The organism is Singulisphaera acidiphila DSM 18658, assembly GCF_000242455.2.
Classification (GTDB): Bacteria; Planctomycetota; Planctomycetia; order Isosphaerales; family Isosphaeraceae; genus Singulisphaera; species Singulisphaera acidiphila.
In genome coordinates, this window is record NC_019892.1 from 7,788,866 (window position 1) to 7,806,202 (window position 17,337).

Consider the following 17,337-nt stretch of genomic DNA (forward strand, 5'->3'; position numbering starts at 1 on the left):
TCCTTAGAGGGCCGGAGTGTGACCTTGGCCATTTCCGTTGGACGCGGCCCCGCCAGCGCGTCCGTTTCCAGACCGACCGGGAGACTTCTTCGGACTTGGCCCCTGGGGTCCGTGACCGTTGCTAAGCCCGTTGGCGATCCCCCTGGCTCGTCGCCGGCTCAGGCGCGGATTTCCCTCGGGGATGAGGACTTCCGCCTGCCCTTCGAGCAAGGCGCTCACCCCTTGCGTCTCGACCACTTCCTGCTTCAAAGGGGGTTCCCCGGTGGGGTGATAGTTAACGATCATCCCCTCGTAGTTGCGCAGGACGACCGAGTCGTTGGTGGCTGAGAGCAAGTAGTTGGGCATCAACGGGATCTTGCCCCCCCCTCGAGGGGCGTCGACAACGTAGGTGGGCACGCCCAGGCCCGAGATGTGCCCACGAAGCCCTTCAATGATCTCGATCCCTTTCCAGACCGGGGTACGAAAGTGCCCTGCCCCGGTCACCGGATCGCAGTGGAACAGGTAATACGGCCTCACCTTGATCCGAAGCAGGGCCCGGCAAAGCGCGCGCTGAGTGGCGAGGCTATCGTTGACCCCCTTCAAAAGGACCGCGTGGTTGTTGATCGGCAGCCCGCGCATCCGCAAGCGATCGCAGGCGCGTCGGCATTCCGACGTCACTTCCCGAGGATGGTTGAAATGCGTCTGGATCCAGATCTTGCCGGAAGATTCAAGGATATCAAGAAGATCATTGTCTTCGAGCCGTTGCGGCAAGGTCACGGGCACGCGAGTACCGATCCGGATGACGTCAAGATGCGGGATCGCGCTCAGGCTCTCAACAAAGTAGGCAAGCTTCTCGAGGGGAAGGGTGAGTGGATCTCCTCCCGAAACGATCACGTCGTGGATCTCAGGATGGTCGCGGACGTACTCGACCATTCGCTGATCACTGCGCGAGACCGAATCCCAGCCGCCCCGTTTCATCGTGGCGCGTTTCCGGGTGCAGAACCGGCAATACATCGTACAGACGTGCGTGGTGACGAGGAGGGCACGGTCGGGATAGCGATGCGTGAGGCCCGGGACGGGAGAATCCTTGTCTTCGTCGAGCGGATCCTCCTCCCCCTCCGCACCGGTCATTTCCAAGGGAGAGGGAACCGACTGGAGCCGGATCGGATCGAGCGGGTCGAACCGATCGATCAAGGAGAAGTAATACGGCGGGATGGCAAGCTTGTATTGAGCCTGAAGAGACTCAATGGCATGTTGCTCCGCTTCGGTGAAGGGGATGAGATCGAGAATCTGGCGGGGGTGCCGGACGGCATGTTGCGACTGCCAGTGCCAGTCATTCCAATCAGCGTCGGGCACGTCGGCCCAGACGGGGTGGCGGGGGGTGGGTTGCGGCGTCGAACTGGGAGGCTCGTCGCCATCAGCAACCTCGACCGCATCTGGGATGGTGACGGCTGTGCTCGTGGAGCTACTCGGCTCGCCCATCGTGGTCCTGACCCTCAAAAATGAGAGTAGTAGGGTTCAGACGAATGTCCGCTCCCTGAAAGGTCTGTGGGATTCTAAGCAATCAATGAAACGAGGCAAGAGGAATCATCTCGGGAGTTCAACAAGAATTGGCAAATTCTCACTCACGCCTCGAAACACCTTCAGCGATCGGCGTGCCATGCCTTCTCGCATCAGGAGAAATTCGTGGTTCTTTGAAGAGATCTGACAATGACCGAGACGAGTCCCGAACGCAGGGCTCGAAGCCGCGCCCCGTGGATTCCCCTGAATCGTTCTCAAACCCGGTTGTCAACCGCGCAATGGGAGTGCGGTGAGGCTTGCCAGGTCTCTTGGGGAGCCGACTCGATTCTCGAGCGGGTTTCATGACCCGCGGGGTGACGCGGGCACCATTGGCGAGTAAGATTGCCGGAAAGTTCGCTGAGCGACCGTGCGCTCGTCCCAGCGCCGCTGGACATGAACCACTCGATTGTCGACCCTCCCGTTCGGAGCCGAACCTGTGGACGCCGTGACTCGCCTGCTGTCTGATCTCGTTGCGATTCCGAGCGTCAATCCGATGGGTCGTCCGCTCCAGGGCAAAGGATTTCTCGAAGGTGGGATGTCCGACTACCTTGAGAATTGGTTCCAGTCGCTGGGAGTCCCTTACGAACGGCGAACTGTCGCGCCGGGGCGCGACAACCTGATCGCCCGCTACAAGTCGCCTCACGACCGGAAGACGGTGCTTTTCGACGCCCACCAGGACACGGTCCCGACCGACGGGATGACGATTTCGCCGTTTGTCCCGGAGATTCGGGACGGTCGGCTCTACGGCCGAGGATCGTGCGACGTGAAGGGGGGCATGGCGGCCATGCTCGAAGCGTTCGCCCGGCTCGTCAAGGAGCGTCCCGCCAATTCGGCTTCGGTCGTCATGGCCTGCACCGTGGATGAAGAATTCACCCACATCGGTTCCTCCCAACTCGCCGCTTCTCCCCGAATGGCCGACTACGCAATCGTCGCAGAGCCAACCAAGCTCGACATCGTCCACCGCCACAAGGGGGCGGTTCGCTGGAAGATTCGGACCAAGGGGGTTGCCTGCCATAGCTCCACCCCCAAGCTCGGCATCAATGCGATCTACCGGATGGGCGAGTTGCTGGGTGCGCTCTCGGAATACGCCGACATGCTCTCACAGGCCACGCCCGACCCGATCCTGGGCCCTCCGAGCCTCTCGGTCGGCCGGATCGAAGGGGGCCTGAGCGTCAACGTCGTCCCCGACTGGTGCGAGATCGAGGTCGACCGCCGGATCATCCCGGGCGAGGCCCCATCCGACTGCTACCAGCGAGTGCAGACCTACCTTCGCGATCGCTTGGGAGATTCGGTGACCTGGGAATTCTTTCCCCCTTGGGTCAATATGCCCCCCCTCTCACAGGAAGTGGGCGACGAAAACGGCTGGGTGGCTCGGGTGCGCCATGCCGTCGGTGAAGCGTCGGGGCGAGTCCCCGAGCTTGCGGGGGTGCCCTACGGGACCGATGCTGGTCCCCTCGGTCAGACCGGTCTGCCCTGCCTGGTGATCGGGCCGGGCGATATTGCGCAGGCCCATACGAAGGATGAGTGGATCGAGCTCGACCAGGTCCAAACGGCCGTCGACGCGTATTATCAGATTGCTTTGGCACTCGGCTGAGCGATGCCACGCGCAGGTCGTGAAAAAAAAGAATCTCGTCGAGGCGGGTGAAAGGCACCCGCCCCACGAGAAAATCTTAAACCATTAAGTCGAGGAAAGGGCGGTTTTCGGAAGCCTGGGACACTGTCATCCATTCGGTCGAAAACCAGAATGCGGGCGAGGGGCCTGCGGTCCCAGGAGTCGACAAACGATCCGAAGAACGCTCCCGACAAACGGGTCTGCGATCAGAAGACGTCGAGAATGAAGTGGTGGCCCTGGTAGAACTTCTTCTTGTCCCAATCGTGCCAGCCGTGAGGATGGCGGGACCCAAGCGTGCGCCGACCACCGTAGTAATTCCGGTAGAAGGGTCCCTGGATCTGCGGAACAATTCGCTGTTCTTTGGGGTATACGTAGAACTTGTCGTAGAGTCCGTTGTAATCGGCGCCGCTGCCGGGAACCTGGGGCGGGACGTATGGCCAGTGCAGGTAGTTGGTCCAGTCCTGAGCTTTGGCCGTCTCGACGCCGCCAACCCCGGCGAATGCCGCGGCCAAGACAAACGCCTTGATCCATGAGGAACGTGTCATGATCCACCTCCGTGTAGAGAAAGCGATCCGCTACCGCCTCTAATCTGCCACCCGTTTTGCCGCGGTGCGGGCGGATTCGCATTTTTTTTGGGTCGAATGGATCCGGTTCTTCAACTCACAAAGACCTGGGGGATTGGAATCGATCCCCGGAACAAAAGGACGGCGCAGGTCGCCGGAATGATGATGACAGGGATCGGTCGACTGGGTCTGGCATTGGCCTTCTCCGTACTCGCGATGGCTCCCTCGGCATCGCAGTCCCAAGAGCCTCGGCCCGAGGAAGCGCGATTGCGCGCCGAGGTCAAAACGCTCGCCTCCCCTGCCTTCGCGGGAAGAAGCGGTGAGGGGGGACGGAAAACGGCTCAACACCTCGTCGAGGCGTTCCGCGCCTTGAAACTCGAGCCGCTGTTCGACGGCCAATACACACAGCCCATCCCCGACAACGAACCGGGCCGGATTCTCGGCCAAAATGTCGGCGCCAGGATCGTCGGATCCGACCCCAAGCTCCGTGACGAGTGGATTGTCCTCGCCGCCCATTTCGACCACCTGGGCGTGCGCGAAGGCCGGCTTTACCCCGGCGCCGACGACAATGCCTCAGGAGTCGCCATGATGCTCGAAGTGGCGCGGGCGATCGCCCAGTCGCCCGAGGCGTCGAAGCGAAGCCTGATGTTCATCGGCTTCGACCTCGAAGAGATCGGCCTATACGGTTCGCGCTACTTCGTCGAACACTCGCCCGTGCCGTTGAAGCAGATCTCCCTGTTCATCACGGCCGACATGATCGGGCGATCACTAGGGGGAGTCTGCGACCCCTACGTCTTCGTCATGGGGAGCGAACATGCCCCGGGGCTACGCCCTTGGATCGACCAGGCGGCAAAAGAGCGGCCGCTCAAGGTCGGTATGCTGGGGACCGACCTCCTGGTCCTGGACCGGAGCGACTACGGTCCGTTCCGGGCTCGCGAGATCCCCTACCTCTTCTTCAGCACCGGCGAGAACCCCACCTATCACACGCCTGACGATCGCCCCGAGACCTTGAATTATCCCAAGCTGGAGGCGATCAGCCAGGTCATCCACAAGTTGGTCCTTCAGGCGGCTTCCGCCCCCACGATGCCCACCTGGATTCAGGCCCCGGAAAACACGATCGGAGAGGTCGCCACCGTCCGTGATATCCTCCGTTCCCTGCTCGAGAACCAGGAGATGTTCAAGATCGGCGTGGCCCAGTTGTACTTGCTGAACAACACGGTGCGTACGCTCGACGCGATCGTCGAGCGCGGCTCGATCACGTCGACGGAACGGGCGACGATGGTCAACGTCGCCCGGCTCGTGCTGATCACGATCCTCTGAGGCTTCAAAACTTGCTGGACTCGCACGAGCTTTGAAACGAGTCAGGACTTCTGAGGCAAGCGAACTTCTTCAGGCCGTTGAATCCTCTTCAGAAGTCTGTCCCCGAAGGCGAATTGCACCGGAGTTGTTGATGATCTTCCGGATGCCATGGGTTCCGTACTCGGAACCCATGGCACCCAAACGTCTCTCTTCCCCGGTGAAGCCTGACCTTCCGAGACAGGCACTCAGAACGGAGGGCGCTGCACGGGCCGAAGTCTCATGGGTTGAGGAGGTCGTTTCGGTTGCGCTCCCGGCTCGACGGGAACAAGCCGAGGCGGTGCGTTCTCTTGCTCGATCACGGCCGGGACCTCATCCACTCGGAGTTCCAGGACGTTGTCACGCGCGAACGGCATGGCCTCGAGCTCGCGAGGACCGACCGCTTCGGGGACAAGACGATCGAGGTTCATCGCTGGCCGACCTCCGGACATTTTGACCCAATCCTTGGCCCGTAAGGCGAGGTAGTCGGGCCAACCCTGGTTCGGCGCGTCTTCCACTGTCAGCGCCGGCCCCTCCGGCGTCATCTCAAAACGCTGCGGCGCCTTTCGTTCGAGTGACTGAAGGAACTCGATCGTTCGTTCAGCCCGCTCCTCCTGCCCCTTTCCCAGGAAGATTTGCGCCCGGAGGCTCACCAGCCGGAGGCGATGATCGGGGGAGGTGGCTCGAGCCTCCAGCGACTCGAGCGAGCGAAGCGCCGCATCGTAGTCACCCCGGAGGTAATCGAAGAAAAGGCGTGCCTCATCAACCTGATCATGCGTCGCCGGCTTGACCTCCGCCTTATCAAAGGGGCGATCACAGAGCGATTTCCCGAACCGGCCCAACCGCCGAAGCCGCACCGTGCTGGGGTGGTTCTCGGCAAGTTCTCCTGGAATCGGCAACGAGGTGGCCCGTTCGATCGAACGCCCGTTCTCTCGCGCGACCGCGGGAAGTCCGCCAAGTAGAAGCTGTCGCGCCGAGGCGACCAAAGTGGCGATCCATTCCAGACGCGCCGAGTCATCGGGGATCAGGGGCGTGAACCGGCCGGTGGGGAGATCCCACAAACCCGGTGGTGCGAAAAAAGCAGGCCCACCTGCTCGAAAGCCGAGTGTCTTGCCGCCAGGAGTGACCGCGAATGAGCTCAGCCGAACCGTGAAGTCGATCGGGTTGTCTTTTTTATGAACCACCTTGCCCCGAGGCAAGAACCAGCAAACGATCGACTGGTCGCCATCGGCATCGTCCGAAAAGAAGAGGGCTTCCTCGTCTTGATCGAAGCAGAAAGAAGTCCCCAGTTCCGGACGAACTCCCTCGCGCGGGTCGGCGGGAAGCGTCAGGTCTTCCTTGACTCCCCCATCAATCGAGATCCTAAGGAGCGCGGTGACCGCACCCACGGGTTCTTTCGGCGGCCGCGCCTTCCGTCGCGAAACAACCATGACCGACCGCTTGTCACGCGACCAGACTGGCGGCTGGCAAGCCTGGCCGATGTCGGCCAGGTGGCGAGGCGTTCCGAAATTGGTGTCGAGATAATGCAATGACTGGAGGTCGGCCCCTCGGAGAAATGCAAGCTTGGTTCCGTCCGGTGACCACGACGGTAAGCACGCGTCGGGAATCTCTTTGAGAACCCGGCCGTCGTCGACCCGAATGATCGCGATTCCAAGCGTCTGCTGAAGGAGAGGAATGGCGAGGTAACGGCCGTCCGAACTCCAGGCCAGGGTCAGGCCGGGAAGATCGGCCGGACGAAGGCCAGCCTCAACTTGCGCCTGCCGCGAGATGATCCGCTTGTTTTCGGGAGAGTCTTGAACGACGACTTCGAACCGGAGCCGTCCGTCGGGCTCGGAGATCAGCCGGCCGAACGCGATCGCTTTGCCGTCGGCCCTCCAAACGGGCGCAGTCAAGGGATTCCGCGATTCTTCGAGCAAGACCGAATCGCCTGTATCGGGACGGGTGGTCCAGAGCCGATAGAGAATTGCCGCGGGACGATCGGTCGAGGTGCTCCACCCAAGCTGCTCACTCTCGGGACCGGGCTTGACGCTGTAAAGCCATCCGGGTGGGAGGAGCCGCACCTCCTCGGAGCGAACGGCCATCGTATAGGCCAGCCATCGGCCCTCCGACGACCAGAGGACCGGCGCGGGGACGCATCCGAGCGAGACGGCCAGGGCCAGACCCAACAAGCCTGCTACACGAAGTCGCATTGGGCTCACTCTCTGGAAACGAACTCGCCGATGGCGGAATCCACCGGAATGAGGAGGATGCTCAGGCCTTTGCCCACATTCGCGTCGACCCTGAGTATAAACTTCCGCCCCCCCGCCTGCCTACCGAACGCAACCCGAGCTCATGCCAAAAGGGCACTCGGTTAGGAAATTTGGGTAATTCAGGAAGTCTGATTTGACGACGCTCGCAGCCGTTGTACATTCAAGCTGTCGGAACGTTACGGAGGTTGGCGAGCCAAAGGGGCTGAGGGGTCCGAGCCAAGAGCGGGTCTCTTGTCAGATTAGGGCCGACTCGCTACAATAGTCGGCTTGGCATGGGATTGCGTCTACAGCCTCGCCTCCTTCTCAGTCGATAGATCCTCTTGAAACGTGTCTCTCGCCACCCTCGGGGATATCCATGCGTTTTGTCCTGATCGACCGGATCGTCGAACTCAAGCAGGGGCAATCCCTGGTCGCGGTCAAGAACCTCTCGCTCGCCGAGGAGTATCTGGCGGACCACTTCCCCGGTTTTCCCGTGATGCCCGGCGTACTGATGCTCGAGGCACTCACGCAGGCCGGCGCCTGGCTGATCCGCGATCTTGAGGACTTTGCGCACAGTGTCGTCCTGCTCAAGCAGGCCAAGACCATCAAATACGGTAGTTTCGTTGAGCCGGGTCGGCAACTCCAGTTGCGTGTTGAGCTGATCTCGCACGGCGAACGAGAGAGTACGTTCAAAGGCTCGGGAGTGATTGACGGCCAGGATATGGTCAAAGGGCGATTCACCCTGACGCGATACAACCTGAGGGAACGCGATCCCGAGCTCCATGCCACCGACGCTTCGATCGTGGCGGGGCTTCGCGACCTCTATGCCACACTCCGCAAGGGTTCAGTGGGGGCCCGCGCCATGATCAAGATCGGCTCAGCGCCGGTCGCCGCCGTGGCCCCCGGAGCGGACGCTTGAGATTGAGAAAACTCTTCGGCCTGTTTCAGTCCTTAGCCTTGGAGGTGTTTCGGCCCAGCCGCGGGTCCATTGGGGCTGCGGTTTGCATCGAATGATTCGATTTGGTCGACTGTGACTGCTGAGGTTGCAAGGTTTTTCAAAAATCAGCAAGATAGGGCCCAAACTAAAACCCTGCTGCCCGCCTTCGTTCCTGGCCGTCTTGCTTTTCTCTCTGCGGTGAGAATGAGCTCGGCTGAAGTTGCACCTATAGTTACGCCGACGATTAGATGAGTGTCCCGATCTTCGGCGGCTCCCTGTCGATTGGTCTCCCTAGGATGGGATTGGATTGGCGATCCCATTATTTCGAGGATGTTATGCCGACACACGATGAGATCTTCCAGAAGGTCCAAGCCACTTTGGTCGATGCCTTGGGCGTGGACGAGGAGGACGTGACCAGTGACGCCACCCTCCAGGGGAACCTGGGCGCGGAATCGATCGATTTCCTCGACATCGTGTTCCGGCTCGAGCGGAACTTCGGGATCAAGATCCCCCGGGGCGAGTTGTTCCCGGAAAACGTCGTTTCCGACCCGGAGATGATCCAGGACGGCAAACTGACGACCAAGGGCATTGACGAACTGAAGACGCGGATGCCCTACGCCGACCTGTCGAGCTTCGCCGCGGATCCCGACGTGGAAAAGATCGGTGATCTGTACACCGTGGAAATGCTGGTTCAGTACGTGCAGAGCAAGCTCTCCGCCTGAGTATGGTGGCGCGGTCCCGCTACGGATAACGGGCAGTTGACATCGCCGCGCCGTGGGGAGCAGGAATCGACCCGGTCGAGCTTCCGGGGAATTTCCCCGGAAAGCGACCGACGTCCATTGCCAGATCGGCGAGTGTTCCCTCATGAGATGGATCTGGATCGACAAGTTCCTGGAATTCCGCAGCGGGGAGTTCGCGCGTGCGATCAAGAATTTGACGCTCGCGGAAGAACACCTGCACGACCACTTTCCCGGCTACCCGGTCATGCCCGCCTCGCTCATCATCGAAGGGCTGGCACAGACCGGGGGGATCTTGGTCGGTGAGGCGGGAGGCTTCGCGGAGAAGGTGGTCCTGGCAAAAATTCCCCGGGCCGAATTCTTTGGCGTCGCCTGCGCAGGGGATCAATTGATCTACGAGGTCACCCTGACCGATCTGCGGAGCGAAGGGGCCGTGGTGGACGCCAAGGCGTTCCTCGACGGTGAATTGCTCGCCGACGTTGAAATCGTCTTCGCCCATCTGGATAACTCTCGAGCGAACCAGATCTTCGGGCCGAAGAATTTCGTCTTCACTCAGCAATTGCTGGGTGTTCTCGATCTGGCCAAGGCGCAGAACCGGGCTCGGGAGATCGCCGGTTCCGCACCGTCCAATGGACAGCCCAAAGAAGCATCTCCCCCGCTGGCAGACTGATTAAAAAACGTGTCAATCGGTTGATCCCGACGTCCCCGAGAGTCCCGTGCGGGGTGGGGGACGAGGCAACGAGTTTGCCGCCCTCGGCACCTTCGAGCCAAACCCACCACGGTGGAGAGCGACGAGTTCCTCATGCTTCGTTCTGAACGCCGTGTGGTCATCACCGGTCTTGGTCTCGTCAGTCCCCTCGGGATTGGCCCCGAAGCCTATTGGGCCGCCCTATCCGAGGGACGGGGTGCCGTGCACAAGCTCACGGCATTCCCGGTCGAGAACTTGCCCAACGACGTCGGCGGGGAAGTCCCCGACTTCAACCCCAAGACGTGGCCCAAGAAGTACTCTCTGCCCGACCCTGAGCACCGCAAGGCGCTCACCAAGAGCATGAAGTACATGGCTCGCGACATCCAGCTCGCGGTGGCCGCCGCCGAGTTGGCCTTCGTCGACGCCGGCCTGACGGACGGGGCGATCGATCCCACGCGGATCGGCGTCGACCTGGGGGCAGGCCTGATCTCCACCGAGCTCGATGAGCTCGCCCCCGCGATCAACCACGCCTCGCAAAACGGCGGGGCGTTCGACTATCGAATTTGGGGCCGAGAAAGCATCGGCCAGATCCCTCCGATCTGGCTCTTGAAGTATCTGCCCAACATGCTGGCCTGCCACATCTCGATCTTGCTCGACTGCCAAGGGCCGAGCAACACGATCACCGAGGCCGAGGCCGCCTCGAACCTGGCGATCGGCGAGGCGAGCCGGATCATCGCCCGAGGGCGAGCCGACCTCATGATCACCGGCGGGGCCGACTCGAAAATCCATCCGCTCAGCCTCGTCCGGATGAGCCTCCTCGAGCAGATGTCCCGCTGGAGCGGCGACCCCAGCGGCGCCTGCCGCCCGTTTGACGTCCAACGCGACGGCTGGGTCCCCGGCGAAGGGGCGGGAATCCTCGTCCTCGAAGAGCGTGAACATGCTCTTAAACGAGGAGCGCGAATTCACGGTGAGATCCTCGGCTTCGGCTCGGGATGCGACGCCACGCCGGGCGGCGGCCTCGATCCCGACGGCATCGGCACCGAGATCGCCCTCAACGCGGCGCTCCGCGACGCGGGGCTGGCTCCGTCCGAGATCGGCCACGTCAACGCCCACGGCGCCGCCTCGATCGTCTCCGACCTGGCCGAATCGCGAGCCTTCCAGCGCATCTTCGGCGGCGCGACGGTTCCCGTCACCGCGCTGAAGGGATACATGGGCAACCTGGTCTCGGGTTGCGGCGTGGTCGAGTTGATCGCCAGCTTGATCGGAGTCAATCAAGGGAAGATCCCCCAGACTCTCAACTGCGACGAACTCGACCCTGCTTGCGTCGTCGACCTCGTCCGAGGCGCACCTCGTGACACCAGCAATCCGACATTCGTGAATACCAATCTCACCCGGCACGGCCAGGCGGCCGCCCTGGTCGTCCGTGGCAATTCGGCCGCGAACTGACAAAGAGACTTTCGCCGTCGAGGAACAGGCTCCATGCGTCGAATCGTCGTGACAGGAATGGGAATGGTCACGCCTCTGGGCCGTGACCTGGAGGCGACCTGGTCCGCACTCCAGGAAGGACGGAGCGGCGTCGGCGCCATCACACTGTTCGATGCCGAAACCTTTCCCACCCGAATCGCCGCCGAGGCCACCAACTTCGCGCTCGAAGACTACATCAACGACGCCGAACGCTGGCAGGAATATTGCCGGAATACGAAGTTCGCCATCGCAGCCGCCCAGATGGCGATCGACCACTCCGGACTCGAAACGGTGAAGGACCTCGACCGATCCCGGTTCGGGGTCTACCTCGGGTCGGGTGAAGGCCAGCAGGACTTTCCTCGGTTCGTCGAACTGGTGCGGAACGCGACCCGCCAGGGCAAAGTCGATACGACCGTGTTCACCAGCCAAGGGCTCCGCCAGCTCCACCCGATCCACGAGGCCGAGCAGGAGCCGGGGACCCCGTCGGGGCACCTCGCGAGCCTCTTCGGCGCTCGAGGACCGAACGCCAATTGCTTGACCGCCTGCGCTGCCAGCTCGCAGGCGATCGGCGAGGCCACTGAAATCATTCGTCGCGGTGACGCCGACGTCATGCTGTCCGGCGGCACCCACAGCATGATTCACCCGTTCGGGGTGACCGGCTTCAACCTCCTGACCGCGCTTTCGACCCGCAACGACGATCCCACCCGCGCCAGCCGGCCCTTCGACCGCGACCGCGACGGATTCATCCTCGGGGAAGGGGCGGGCATGCTCATTCTTGAAGAATTGGAGCATGCGAAGAAACGGGGTGCCACAATCTACGGGGAAGTCGCCGGCTACGGTTCGACCGCCGACGCGTTCCGAATCACCGACAGCCACGACGAAGGCCGAGGCGCCATCGCTTGCATGCGTGAGGCCCTGGCCGAAGCCCGGCTCAACCCGGAGGACGTTGACTACATCAACGCCCACGGGACGAGCACCTCGGTCAATGACTCGGTGGAGACATTGGCGATCAAGCGAACCTTGGGCGAAGCGGCCTACCAAGTGCCGATCTCCAGTACCAAGAGCATGATGGGCCACCTGATCGCCGCAGCAGGCAGCGTTGAGGCGATTGTTTGTCTCCTGACGATTCGGGACGGTATCCTTCCTCCGACGATCAACCTGGACAATCCCGGTCCGGACTGCGACCTCGACTACATCCCACACGTCGCCAGGCGCAAGCTGGTCGATGTTACGTTCTCCAACAGTTTCGGTTTCGGCGGGCAGAACATCGCCTTGATTCTTCGACGTTTCGCCGGCTGACGACGCGCCCGGCCCCTTTCTGGCGTGCCGGCGCCTCGAAAACCTGACCGAACCACACCTCGAGCTCACCCTGGCGGCGTCCACGGAGTCCAATCGTGCCCACTTCGTCTCTTCTGATCCTGCTGGTTCCGACGCTCGTGGCGCTCGGTATGCTGGCGATCTTCCTGATCCACGTGGCGATTCGATATGCGCCGATCGTTGGCCGGATCTTCGAGGAGTCGCCGCTCTTCCTTCCGCTTCGCGTCCCTCCCCTGCAGAACGACGGTGAGGCGGTCACTTTTAGCACGAAGGACGGTCTGAAGCTCGCCGGCACGTACCTCACGGCTCGGACCACGTCCCGGCTCGGCGTCCTGGTTTTCTGCCATGAATACTTGAGTGATCGTTGGAGCTATCGCCCCTACGCCGATTATCTCCGTGACCTCGGTTTCGATATTTTCACCTTCGACTTCCGCAACCACGGCCAGAGCGAGAAGGACTCGCAGTACAAGCCCTTACAATGGGTGACCGACCACGAGAAGGCCGACCTTCGTGGGGCCTTGGCTTACCTCCGGTCCCGCCCCGACCGTGATCCGGCCGGATTCGGACTGTTCGGGATCAGCCGAGGCGGTGGTACCGCCTTGGTCACCGCAGCGTCGGATCCCGGTGTCTGGGGTGTGATCACCGATGGCGCCTTCCCGACGCGGGGAACCATGCTCGCCTACATCCTCCGCTGGGCGGAGATTTACGTGGGCAGTCCACGTTTGTGGAAGCGGATGCCACTCTGGGTCTTCTCCTACGTGGGGTGGGCAGGCCGGATGAAATCGCAGCGCAACCTGCGCTGCCACTTCCCCGACGTGGAACGCGCCGTGGCTCGGCTTGCACCTCGCCCCTGGTTGATGATCCACGGCGGCAAGGACGCGTACATCGGTCCCGAGATCGCCCGGCTCCTGTTCGCCGAAGCGCGTGAGCCGAAAGAAATGTGGATCGTCCCCGGGGCCAAGCATAATCGCTGTCGCGAGGTTCAGCCCGAGGCCTATGCGGAGCGAATCACGACGTTCCTCGGGCGGGTGGCCCCACGCCGGGCTCTCCCTAAGCAGGCCCTCGACTCCGCTGCTCCCGTGACCCTGGAAATGTCTTCCTCGGGAGTTCTCTGAACTTCCGCTTTCTTCGATTCGGACCGCCGCGCGGCTTGCGGCCGAACGGCAGGAACCGTTGAAGGAGAGGCGGGAAACCGATGTTCCATCTCATTCGGAAGTACGCCGGAATGCCGCTCCTCAACCGCTCACGCGGCCTGGCGCGGCAATTTCTTTCCCAGACGAGCTGCGCGGACGAAGTCCAACGCGACTTGCTCATGTCCCGCATCGCTCGTCACGCCGACAGTCAGTTCGGCCGCGATCATCACTTCCACGAAATTCGGACCCCCGCCGACTTCCGTCGTCGTGTCCCGATTCGCGGCTACGACGCGATGGAACCTTACATCGACCGCGTTCGCCAAGGCGACCTCGGCGCACTGTTCGGGTCGGGCACCAAGGTGCTGATGTTCGCGATGACCTCGGGAACGACCAATCGGCCCAAGACGATCCCGGTCACCCAAGAGTCGCTCGCCGACTATCGCGAAGGATGGACCATCTGGGGGATCCTCGCCTTTGATGCGCACCCGCGAATCCTCTCCCGTGGCCTGCTCCCGATCCTCCAGATTGCCAGCGACTGGCGCGAGAGTGTGACCCCGTCCGGCATCCCCTGCGGAGCGATCACGGGGCTGACGGCCCACATGCAGAACCCGCTCATCCGGTTGACCTACTGCATGCCCGCGATCGCCTCGCGGATCAAGGACATCGAATCCAAATACTACGTAGCGCTCCGGCTCTCGGTCTTCCGCAATCTGGGCACAACCATCGCCGCCAACCCGAGCACGATCCTGGCAATCGCCCGGCTCGGCGATCGTGAGAAAGCCACGCTCATTCGCGACCTCGCCGACGGCACGATCGACCCCAAGTGGGACCTCCCTGTCGAGGTTCGCGAAGCACTCCGACGGAAGGTCGGCCGCAAACACAAGCAGGCGGCAAGACGGCTCGAAGCCATCGTCAATCAGACCGGCCGGCTTCTCCCCAAGGATTACTGGCCCGACCTCTGCTTCCTGGCGAACTGGACCGGCGGCACGATGGGCGCTTACCTCCGGAACTACCCGGAGTACTTCGGCGACCGCCCGGTCCGTGACGTCGGTCTCATCGCCTCGGAAGGGCGAATGACGATCCCAATCGAGGACGGTACTCCCGCAGGCGTTCTCGACATCCGCCACCACTACTTCGAGTTCATCCCCGAGGACCAGGCCAACCACGAAGCGCCTGAGACCGTTGAGGCGCACGAACTGATCGAGGGCCAACGCTACTTCATCCTCCCGACCACGGCGGGGGGACTCTATCGCTACCAGATCCACGACCTGATCCGGTGCGTCGGGTTCCACGGCAAGGCCCCCGTCATTGAGTTCCTCAACAAAGGGGCGCACTTCTCGAGCTTGACCGGAGAGAAGCTGTCGGAATTCCAGGTCGTCGCTGCCGTCGGTGCGGCCCAGCGGACCCTCAACCTCCGGCTCAGCTCCTTCTTGTTGCTTCCAAGCTGGGGCGATCCCCCCCACTACAACCTTCTGGTGGAAGAATCGGACCTGGTCGATCGCAACACCGTCGAGAAGCTTGCCGCTGAAGTGGAAGCCGAGTTGCAACGCCTGAACCTCGAATACGAAAACAAGCGCTCAACCCTCCGACTCGGCCCAATTCGGATACGCCGCATTCCGGCCGGATCTTGGTCCGATTTTCAAAAGAGGCGACTGGCGCGAAGTGGGGGAACCGTCGAACAATATAAGCAGCCGCACCTGATGCCTGACCTCGGAGCGTTGGAAACGTTCCGACTCAGTGACGCCGCTTCGACTTCGCTCGCGGACTGACGCGAACGGCCCTTGCGGTATCAGGTTCGGCTTGTGCGGGGATTCGGGTTGTGGTATCCGATATCTTCGATGTGTTCTCGCTGATCGCCCACCAGGATGGGACGCGCGGCGATCCGCCAGCCATGATGGCCCCGGCCCGGTTCCCCTACGAGGGGAAACCAGGGCCCGGAAGACCCCATTGAGGGGGAGAACTTCGCTATGGATAGGGCGACGGATTCCGCCTTGAAATTGTTCGCGCGTCGGGTTTGTGTTGTGATCGGGCTGGTTGCCTGCGTCACCAACGTAGGCTGTGCTCGCATGCGCTCCTTCAACTCAGGTACCCCGCTGATGCTGGGTGCCGCAGCTCCGTTCGGACGAACGAGACCACCGGTCTCCCCGGGGAACGACCTTTACGCCCAGGAGGTGGGACGAGGTGTCGCTCACTCCCGGACCTTGCTGGCCCAGGACCGAGCCCAGACCAAGGCTCGCAACCGATTGAACAGTGGCCCAGCGGGTTCGGAGCTCGCGGAAACGCCCCCACTCCAGGTGGCTCTCCATCCTCCCGAACCGATCAAGCCGGGTGTAAAACGCTCCCAGAGTGAGCCTCTCCCCTTGTTGGGTTCGACCGAAGCGACGACCCCACCGGCGGAAGCGGCCACACCCAGTCTCTCCCTGGAGCCGAAACCGGCGCTGGATTCGGCGGATTCGACGGAACTCTCCACCATCGTGTCGGCTTCTCAAGCGCGACTCGAATCCATCGCAAGCTATCAGGTTCTGATGAAGCGTCGGGAACGCGTGGGTGAAACGCTCGGGCCTGCCGAAGAGGTCTTGCTCAGCGTGCGCCGGAACCCCAGGGCGATTCGCCTGGAGTGGCCAGACGGGCCAAGCAAGGGGCGCGAGGTTCTCTACTCGGCCAGCGATGACGACAAGCTCATGCACGTCAAGATGCCCGACTCGATCGTCCCCGTGCCCCCCATGAGCCTGGCGGTGGATAACCCGATGGTGCTCCGCAATAGCCGGCACCCCATCACCGAGGCCGGATTCGAGACGATCCTCGCCGACCTCCAAAAGCAGATCGCACAGGCCGGGACGATTGACTCTCCCACGGGCCAATTGACCTACGCCGGCCTGGAAAACCCTGGCCAGCTCGATCAACCAAGCCATAAAATCGTTCGGGTGACGCCCACCGGCGAGCACTGGGTGGTTTACATTGACCCGACCTCAAAGCTCCCCGTCATGGTCGAGGGGGTGGCTGCCAACGGCAACCTGCTCGAACGCTACCTCTTCGGCACCGTGACGATCGACCCGGAAGCACTGGCGGTGGCCGATGCCTTCGACCCGAGTCAACGTTGGGGGCAGTCCCCCTCCGGACTCCTTTCCCGCCTCGCCCGGGTTGGTGGTGGCAAGGCTTCCACTGAGGCTCAGGCTCACTGACTGCCATACTGGCGAACAATACGGCAGCCCTGCCAGCCTTGGCGGAAATCAATGAACCGAGCTTAGAAAATGTAAATCTTGACTTGAACGTCGTTTACAGCATAATATTAAGAGGTTCTTCCATGGACCCATCGCTTCGGCTTGTTTCTTGCAAGGAATGCCGAGGCTCGTAGCCTGACTACCCCGACAGGCCCGCCTTGCGTGAGAACGGTCGTCATGACCATGGATCGCCCCTACTCCATCCTTATCACCGACGACGATCCCGCAGTGCGGGAGACGTTTCGCGAGATATTTGAACCGGTTGGATTTCATACTCTCCTGGCCGAGAGCGGTGAAGAAGCTATCGATATTGTCCAGGCTCAACACGTTGACCTGGCCTTGATGGATATGCACCTGCCAAAGCTCTCGGGCCTGGAGACGATGACCCTCGTGCGCCAGATCAAGGGCGTTCTGCCCATGATCTTGATCTCAGCCGAGAGTGACGACAACCTCCTGCGCCGGGCGCTCTCGGCCCATGCCTTTTGCGTTCTGGCGAAACCGGTCAGTCGCAACGTGGTCATCTACGTCGTCACCAAAGCCCTCGAGAAGTTCTACTGAGCGGT

The 17,337-nt window shown here is 62.0% G+C and carries 15 protein-coding genes; 12 read left to right on the plus strand and 3 right to left on the minus strand.

Features of this window, described 5'->3' with window-relative positions; all coding sequences use genetic code 11:
- Positions 1-3 precede the first annotated feature (3 nt).
- The gene (locus tag SINAC_RS30385; RefSeq protein WP_015249388.1) at positions 4-1,461 is read right to left on the minus strand and encodes a KamA family radical SAM protein; all 1,458 of its coding nucleotides are present in this window, start codon (positions 1,459-1,461) and stop codon (positions 4-6) included.
- A gap of 514 nt (positions 1,462-1,975) precedes the next feature.
- Between SINAC_RS30385 and SINAC_RS30390 the strand changes: the two genes are divergently transcribed.
- Entirely contained in the window at positions 1,976-3,133 is a 1,158-nt protein-coding gene (locus SINAC_RS30390) for a M20 family metallopeptidase (RefSeq protein WP_015249389.1), read from the plus strand.
- 224 nt (positions 3,134-3,357) lie between these two features.
- Here the strand turns inward: SINAC_RS30390 and SINAC_RS30395 are convergent, their stop codons facing one another.
- The gene (locus tag SINAC_RS30395; protein WP_015249390.1) at positions 3,358-3,696 is read right to left on the minus strand and encodes a hypothetical protein; all 339 of its coding nucleotides are present in this window, start codon (positions 3,694-3,696) and stop codon (positions 3,358-3,360) included.
- 177 nt (positions 3,697-3,873) lie between these two features.
- On the opposite strand from SINAC_RS30395, the gene SINAC_RS30400 reads away from it, so the two are divergent.
- Positions 3,874-5,034, plus strand: a complete 1,161-nt coding sequence (locus SINAC_RS30400; protein ID WP_015249391.1) for a M28 family metallopeptidase — start codon at positions 3,874-3,876, stop codon at positions 5,032-5,034.
- Positions 5,035-5,258: 224 nt separating this feature from the next.
- Here the strand turns inward: SINAC_RS30400 and SINAC_RS30405 are convergent, their stop codons facing one another.
- Positions 5,259-7,238: a TolB-like translocation protein gene (locus SINAC_RS30405; RefSeq protein WP_015249392.1), complete on the minus strand. Its 1,980-nt coding sequence runs from the start codon at positions 7,236-7,238 to the stop codon at positions 5,259-5,261.
- A 415-nt stretch (positions 7,239-7,653) separates the two neighbouring features.
- On the opposite strand from SINAC_RS30405, the gene SINAC_RS30410 reads away from it, so the two are divergent.
- The 10 genes from SINAC_RS30410 to SINAC_RS30450 all read left to right on the plus strand — a co-directional run bounded on the left by SINAC_RS30410 (position 7,654) and on the right by SINAC_RS30450 (position 17,332).
- Positions 7,654-8,196: a 3-hydroxyacyl-ACP dehydratase FabZ family protein gene (locus SINAC_RS30410; RefSeq protein ID WP_015249393.1), complete on the plus strand. Its 543-nt coding sequence runs from the start codon at positions 7,654-7,656 to the stop codon at positions 8,194-8,196.
- A 353-nt stretch (positions 8,197-8,549) separates the two neighbouring features.
- Positions 8,550-8,936, plus strand: coding sequence for an acyl carrier protein (locus SINAC_RS30415; RefSeq protein ID WP_015249394.1), 387 nt, complete (start codon positions 8,550-8,552; stop codon positions 8,934-8,936).
- A gap of 142 nt (positions 8,937-9,078) precedes the next feature.
- Positions 9,079-9,621 (plus strand): 3-hydroxyacyl-ACP dehydratase FabZ family protein, encoded by a 543-nt coding sequence (locus tag SINAC_RS30420; protein ID WP_015249395.1) that lies wholly within the window; start codon positions 9,079-9,081, stop codon positions 9,619-9,621.
- A 132-nt stretch (positions 9,622-9,753) separates the two neighbouring features.
- Positions 9,754-11,085: a beta-ketoacyl-[acyl-carrier-protein] synthase family protein gene (locus tag SINAC_RS30425; RefSeq protein ID WP_015249396.1), complete on the plus strand. Its 1,332-nt coding sequence runs from the start codon at positions 9,754-9,756 to the stop codon at positions 11,083-11,085.
- 33 nt (positions 11,086-11,118) lie between these two features.
- Positions 11,119-12,402 (plus strand): beta-ketoacyl-ACP synthase II, encoded by a 1,284-nt coding sequence (fabF, locus tag SINAC_RS30430; protein ID WP_015249397.1) that lies wholly within the window; start codon positions 11,119-11,121, stop codon positions 12,400-12,402.
- Positions 12,403-12,497: 95 nt separating this feature from the next.
- Entirely contained in the window at positions 12,498-13,535 is a 1,038-nt protein-coding gene (locus SINAC_RS30435; RefSeq protein WP_015249398.1) for an alpha/beta hydrolase, read from the plus strand.
- 80 nt (positions 13,536-13,615) lie between these two features.
- Entirely contained in the window at positions 13,616-15,322 is a 1,707-nt protein-coding gene (locus SINAC_RS30440; protein WP_015249399.1) for a GH3 auxin-responsive promoter family protein, read from the plus strand.
- Positions 15,323-15,372: 50 nt separating this feature from the next.
- Positions 15,373-15,504 (plus strand): hypothetical protein, encoded by a 132-nt coding sequence (locus SINAC_RS41595; RefSeq protein WP_261339264.1) that lies wholly within the window; start codon positions 15,373-15,375, stop codon positions 15,502-15,504.
- A 16-nt stretch (positions 15,505-15,520) separates the two neighbouring features.
- Positions 15,521-16,735 (plus strand): DUF1571 domain-containing protein, encoded by a 1,215-nt coding sequence (locus SINAC_RS30445; protein WP_015249400.1) that lies wholly within the window; start codon positions 15,521-15,523, stop codon positions 16,733-16,735.
- A 216-nt stretch (positions 16,736-16,951) separates the two neighbouring features.
- A complete protein-coding gene (locus SINAC_RS30450; RefSeq protein ID WP_015249401.1) occupies positions 16,952-17,332 on the plus strand; it encodes a response regulator in 381 nt (126 codons plus the stop codon).
- Positions 17,333-17,337: the final 5 nt, after the last annotated feature.

What these genes read in the sequence shown, in the direction of transcription:
- SINAC_RS30385 (WP_015249388.1), bottom strand. Translation starts at nt 1,461, where the DNA reads ATGGGCGAGCCGAGTAGCTCCACGAGCACAGCCGTCACCATCCCAGAT.
- SINAC_RS30395 (WP_015249390.1), bottom strand. Translation starts at nt 3,696, where the DNA reads ATGACACGTTCCTCATGGATCAAGGCGTTTGTCTTGGCCGCGGCATTC.
- SINAC_RS30400 (WP_015249391.1), top strand. Translation starts at nt 3,874, where the DNA reads ATGATGATGACAGGGATCGGTCGACTGGGTCTGGCATTGGCCTTCTCC.
- SINAC_RS30405 (WP_015249392.1), bottom strand. Translation starts at nt 7,238, where the DNA reads ATGCGACTTCGTGTAGCAGGCTTGTTGGGTCTGGCCCTGGCCGTCTCG.
- SINAC_RS30410 (WP_015249393.1), top strand. Translation starts at nt 7,654, where the DNA reads ATGCGTTTTGTCCTGATCGACCGGATCGTCGAACTCAAGCAGGGGCAA.
- SINAC_RS30415 (WP_015249394.1), top strand. Translation starts at nt 8,550, where the DNA reads ATGCCGACACACGATGAGATCTTCCAGAAGGTCCAAGCCACTTTGGTC.
- SINAC_RS30420 (WP_015249395.1), top strand. Translation starts at nt 9,079, where the DNA reads ATGAGATGGATCTGGATCGACAAGTTCCTGGAATTCCGCAGCGGGGAG.
- SINAC_RS30425 (WP_015249396.1), top strand. Translation starts at nt 9,754, where the DNA reads ATGCTTCGTTCTGAACGCCGTGTGGTCATCACCGGTCTTGGTCTCGTC.
- fabF (WP_015249397.1), top strand. Translation starts at nt 11,119, where the DNA reads ATGCGTCGAATCGTCGTGACAGGAATGGGAATGGTCACGCCTCTGGGC.
- SINAC_RS30440 (WP_015249399.1), top strand. Translation starts at nt 13,616, where the DNA reads ATGTTCCATCTCATTCGGAAGTACGCCGGAATGCCGCTCCTCAACCGC.
- SINAC_RS30445 (WP_015249400.1), top strand. Translation starts at nt 15,521, where the DNA reads ATGGATAGGGCGACGGATTCCGCCTTGAAATTGTTCGCGCGTCGGGTT.
- SINAC_RS30450 (WP_015249401.1), top strand. Translation starts at nt 16,952, where the DNA reads ATGACCATGGATCGCCCCTACTCCATCCTTATCACCGACGACGATCCC.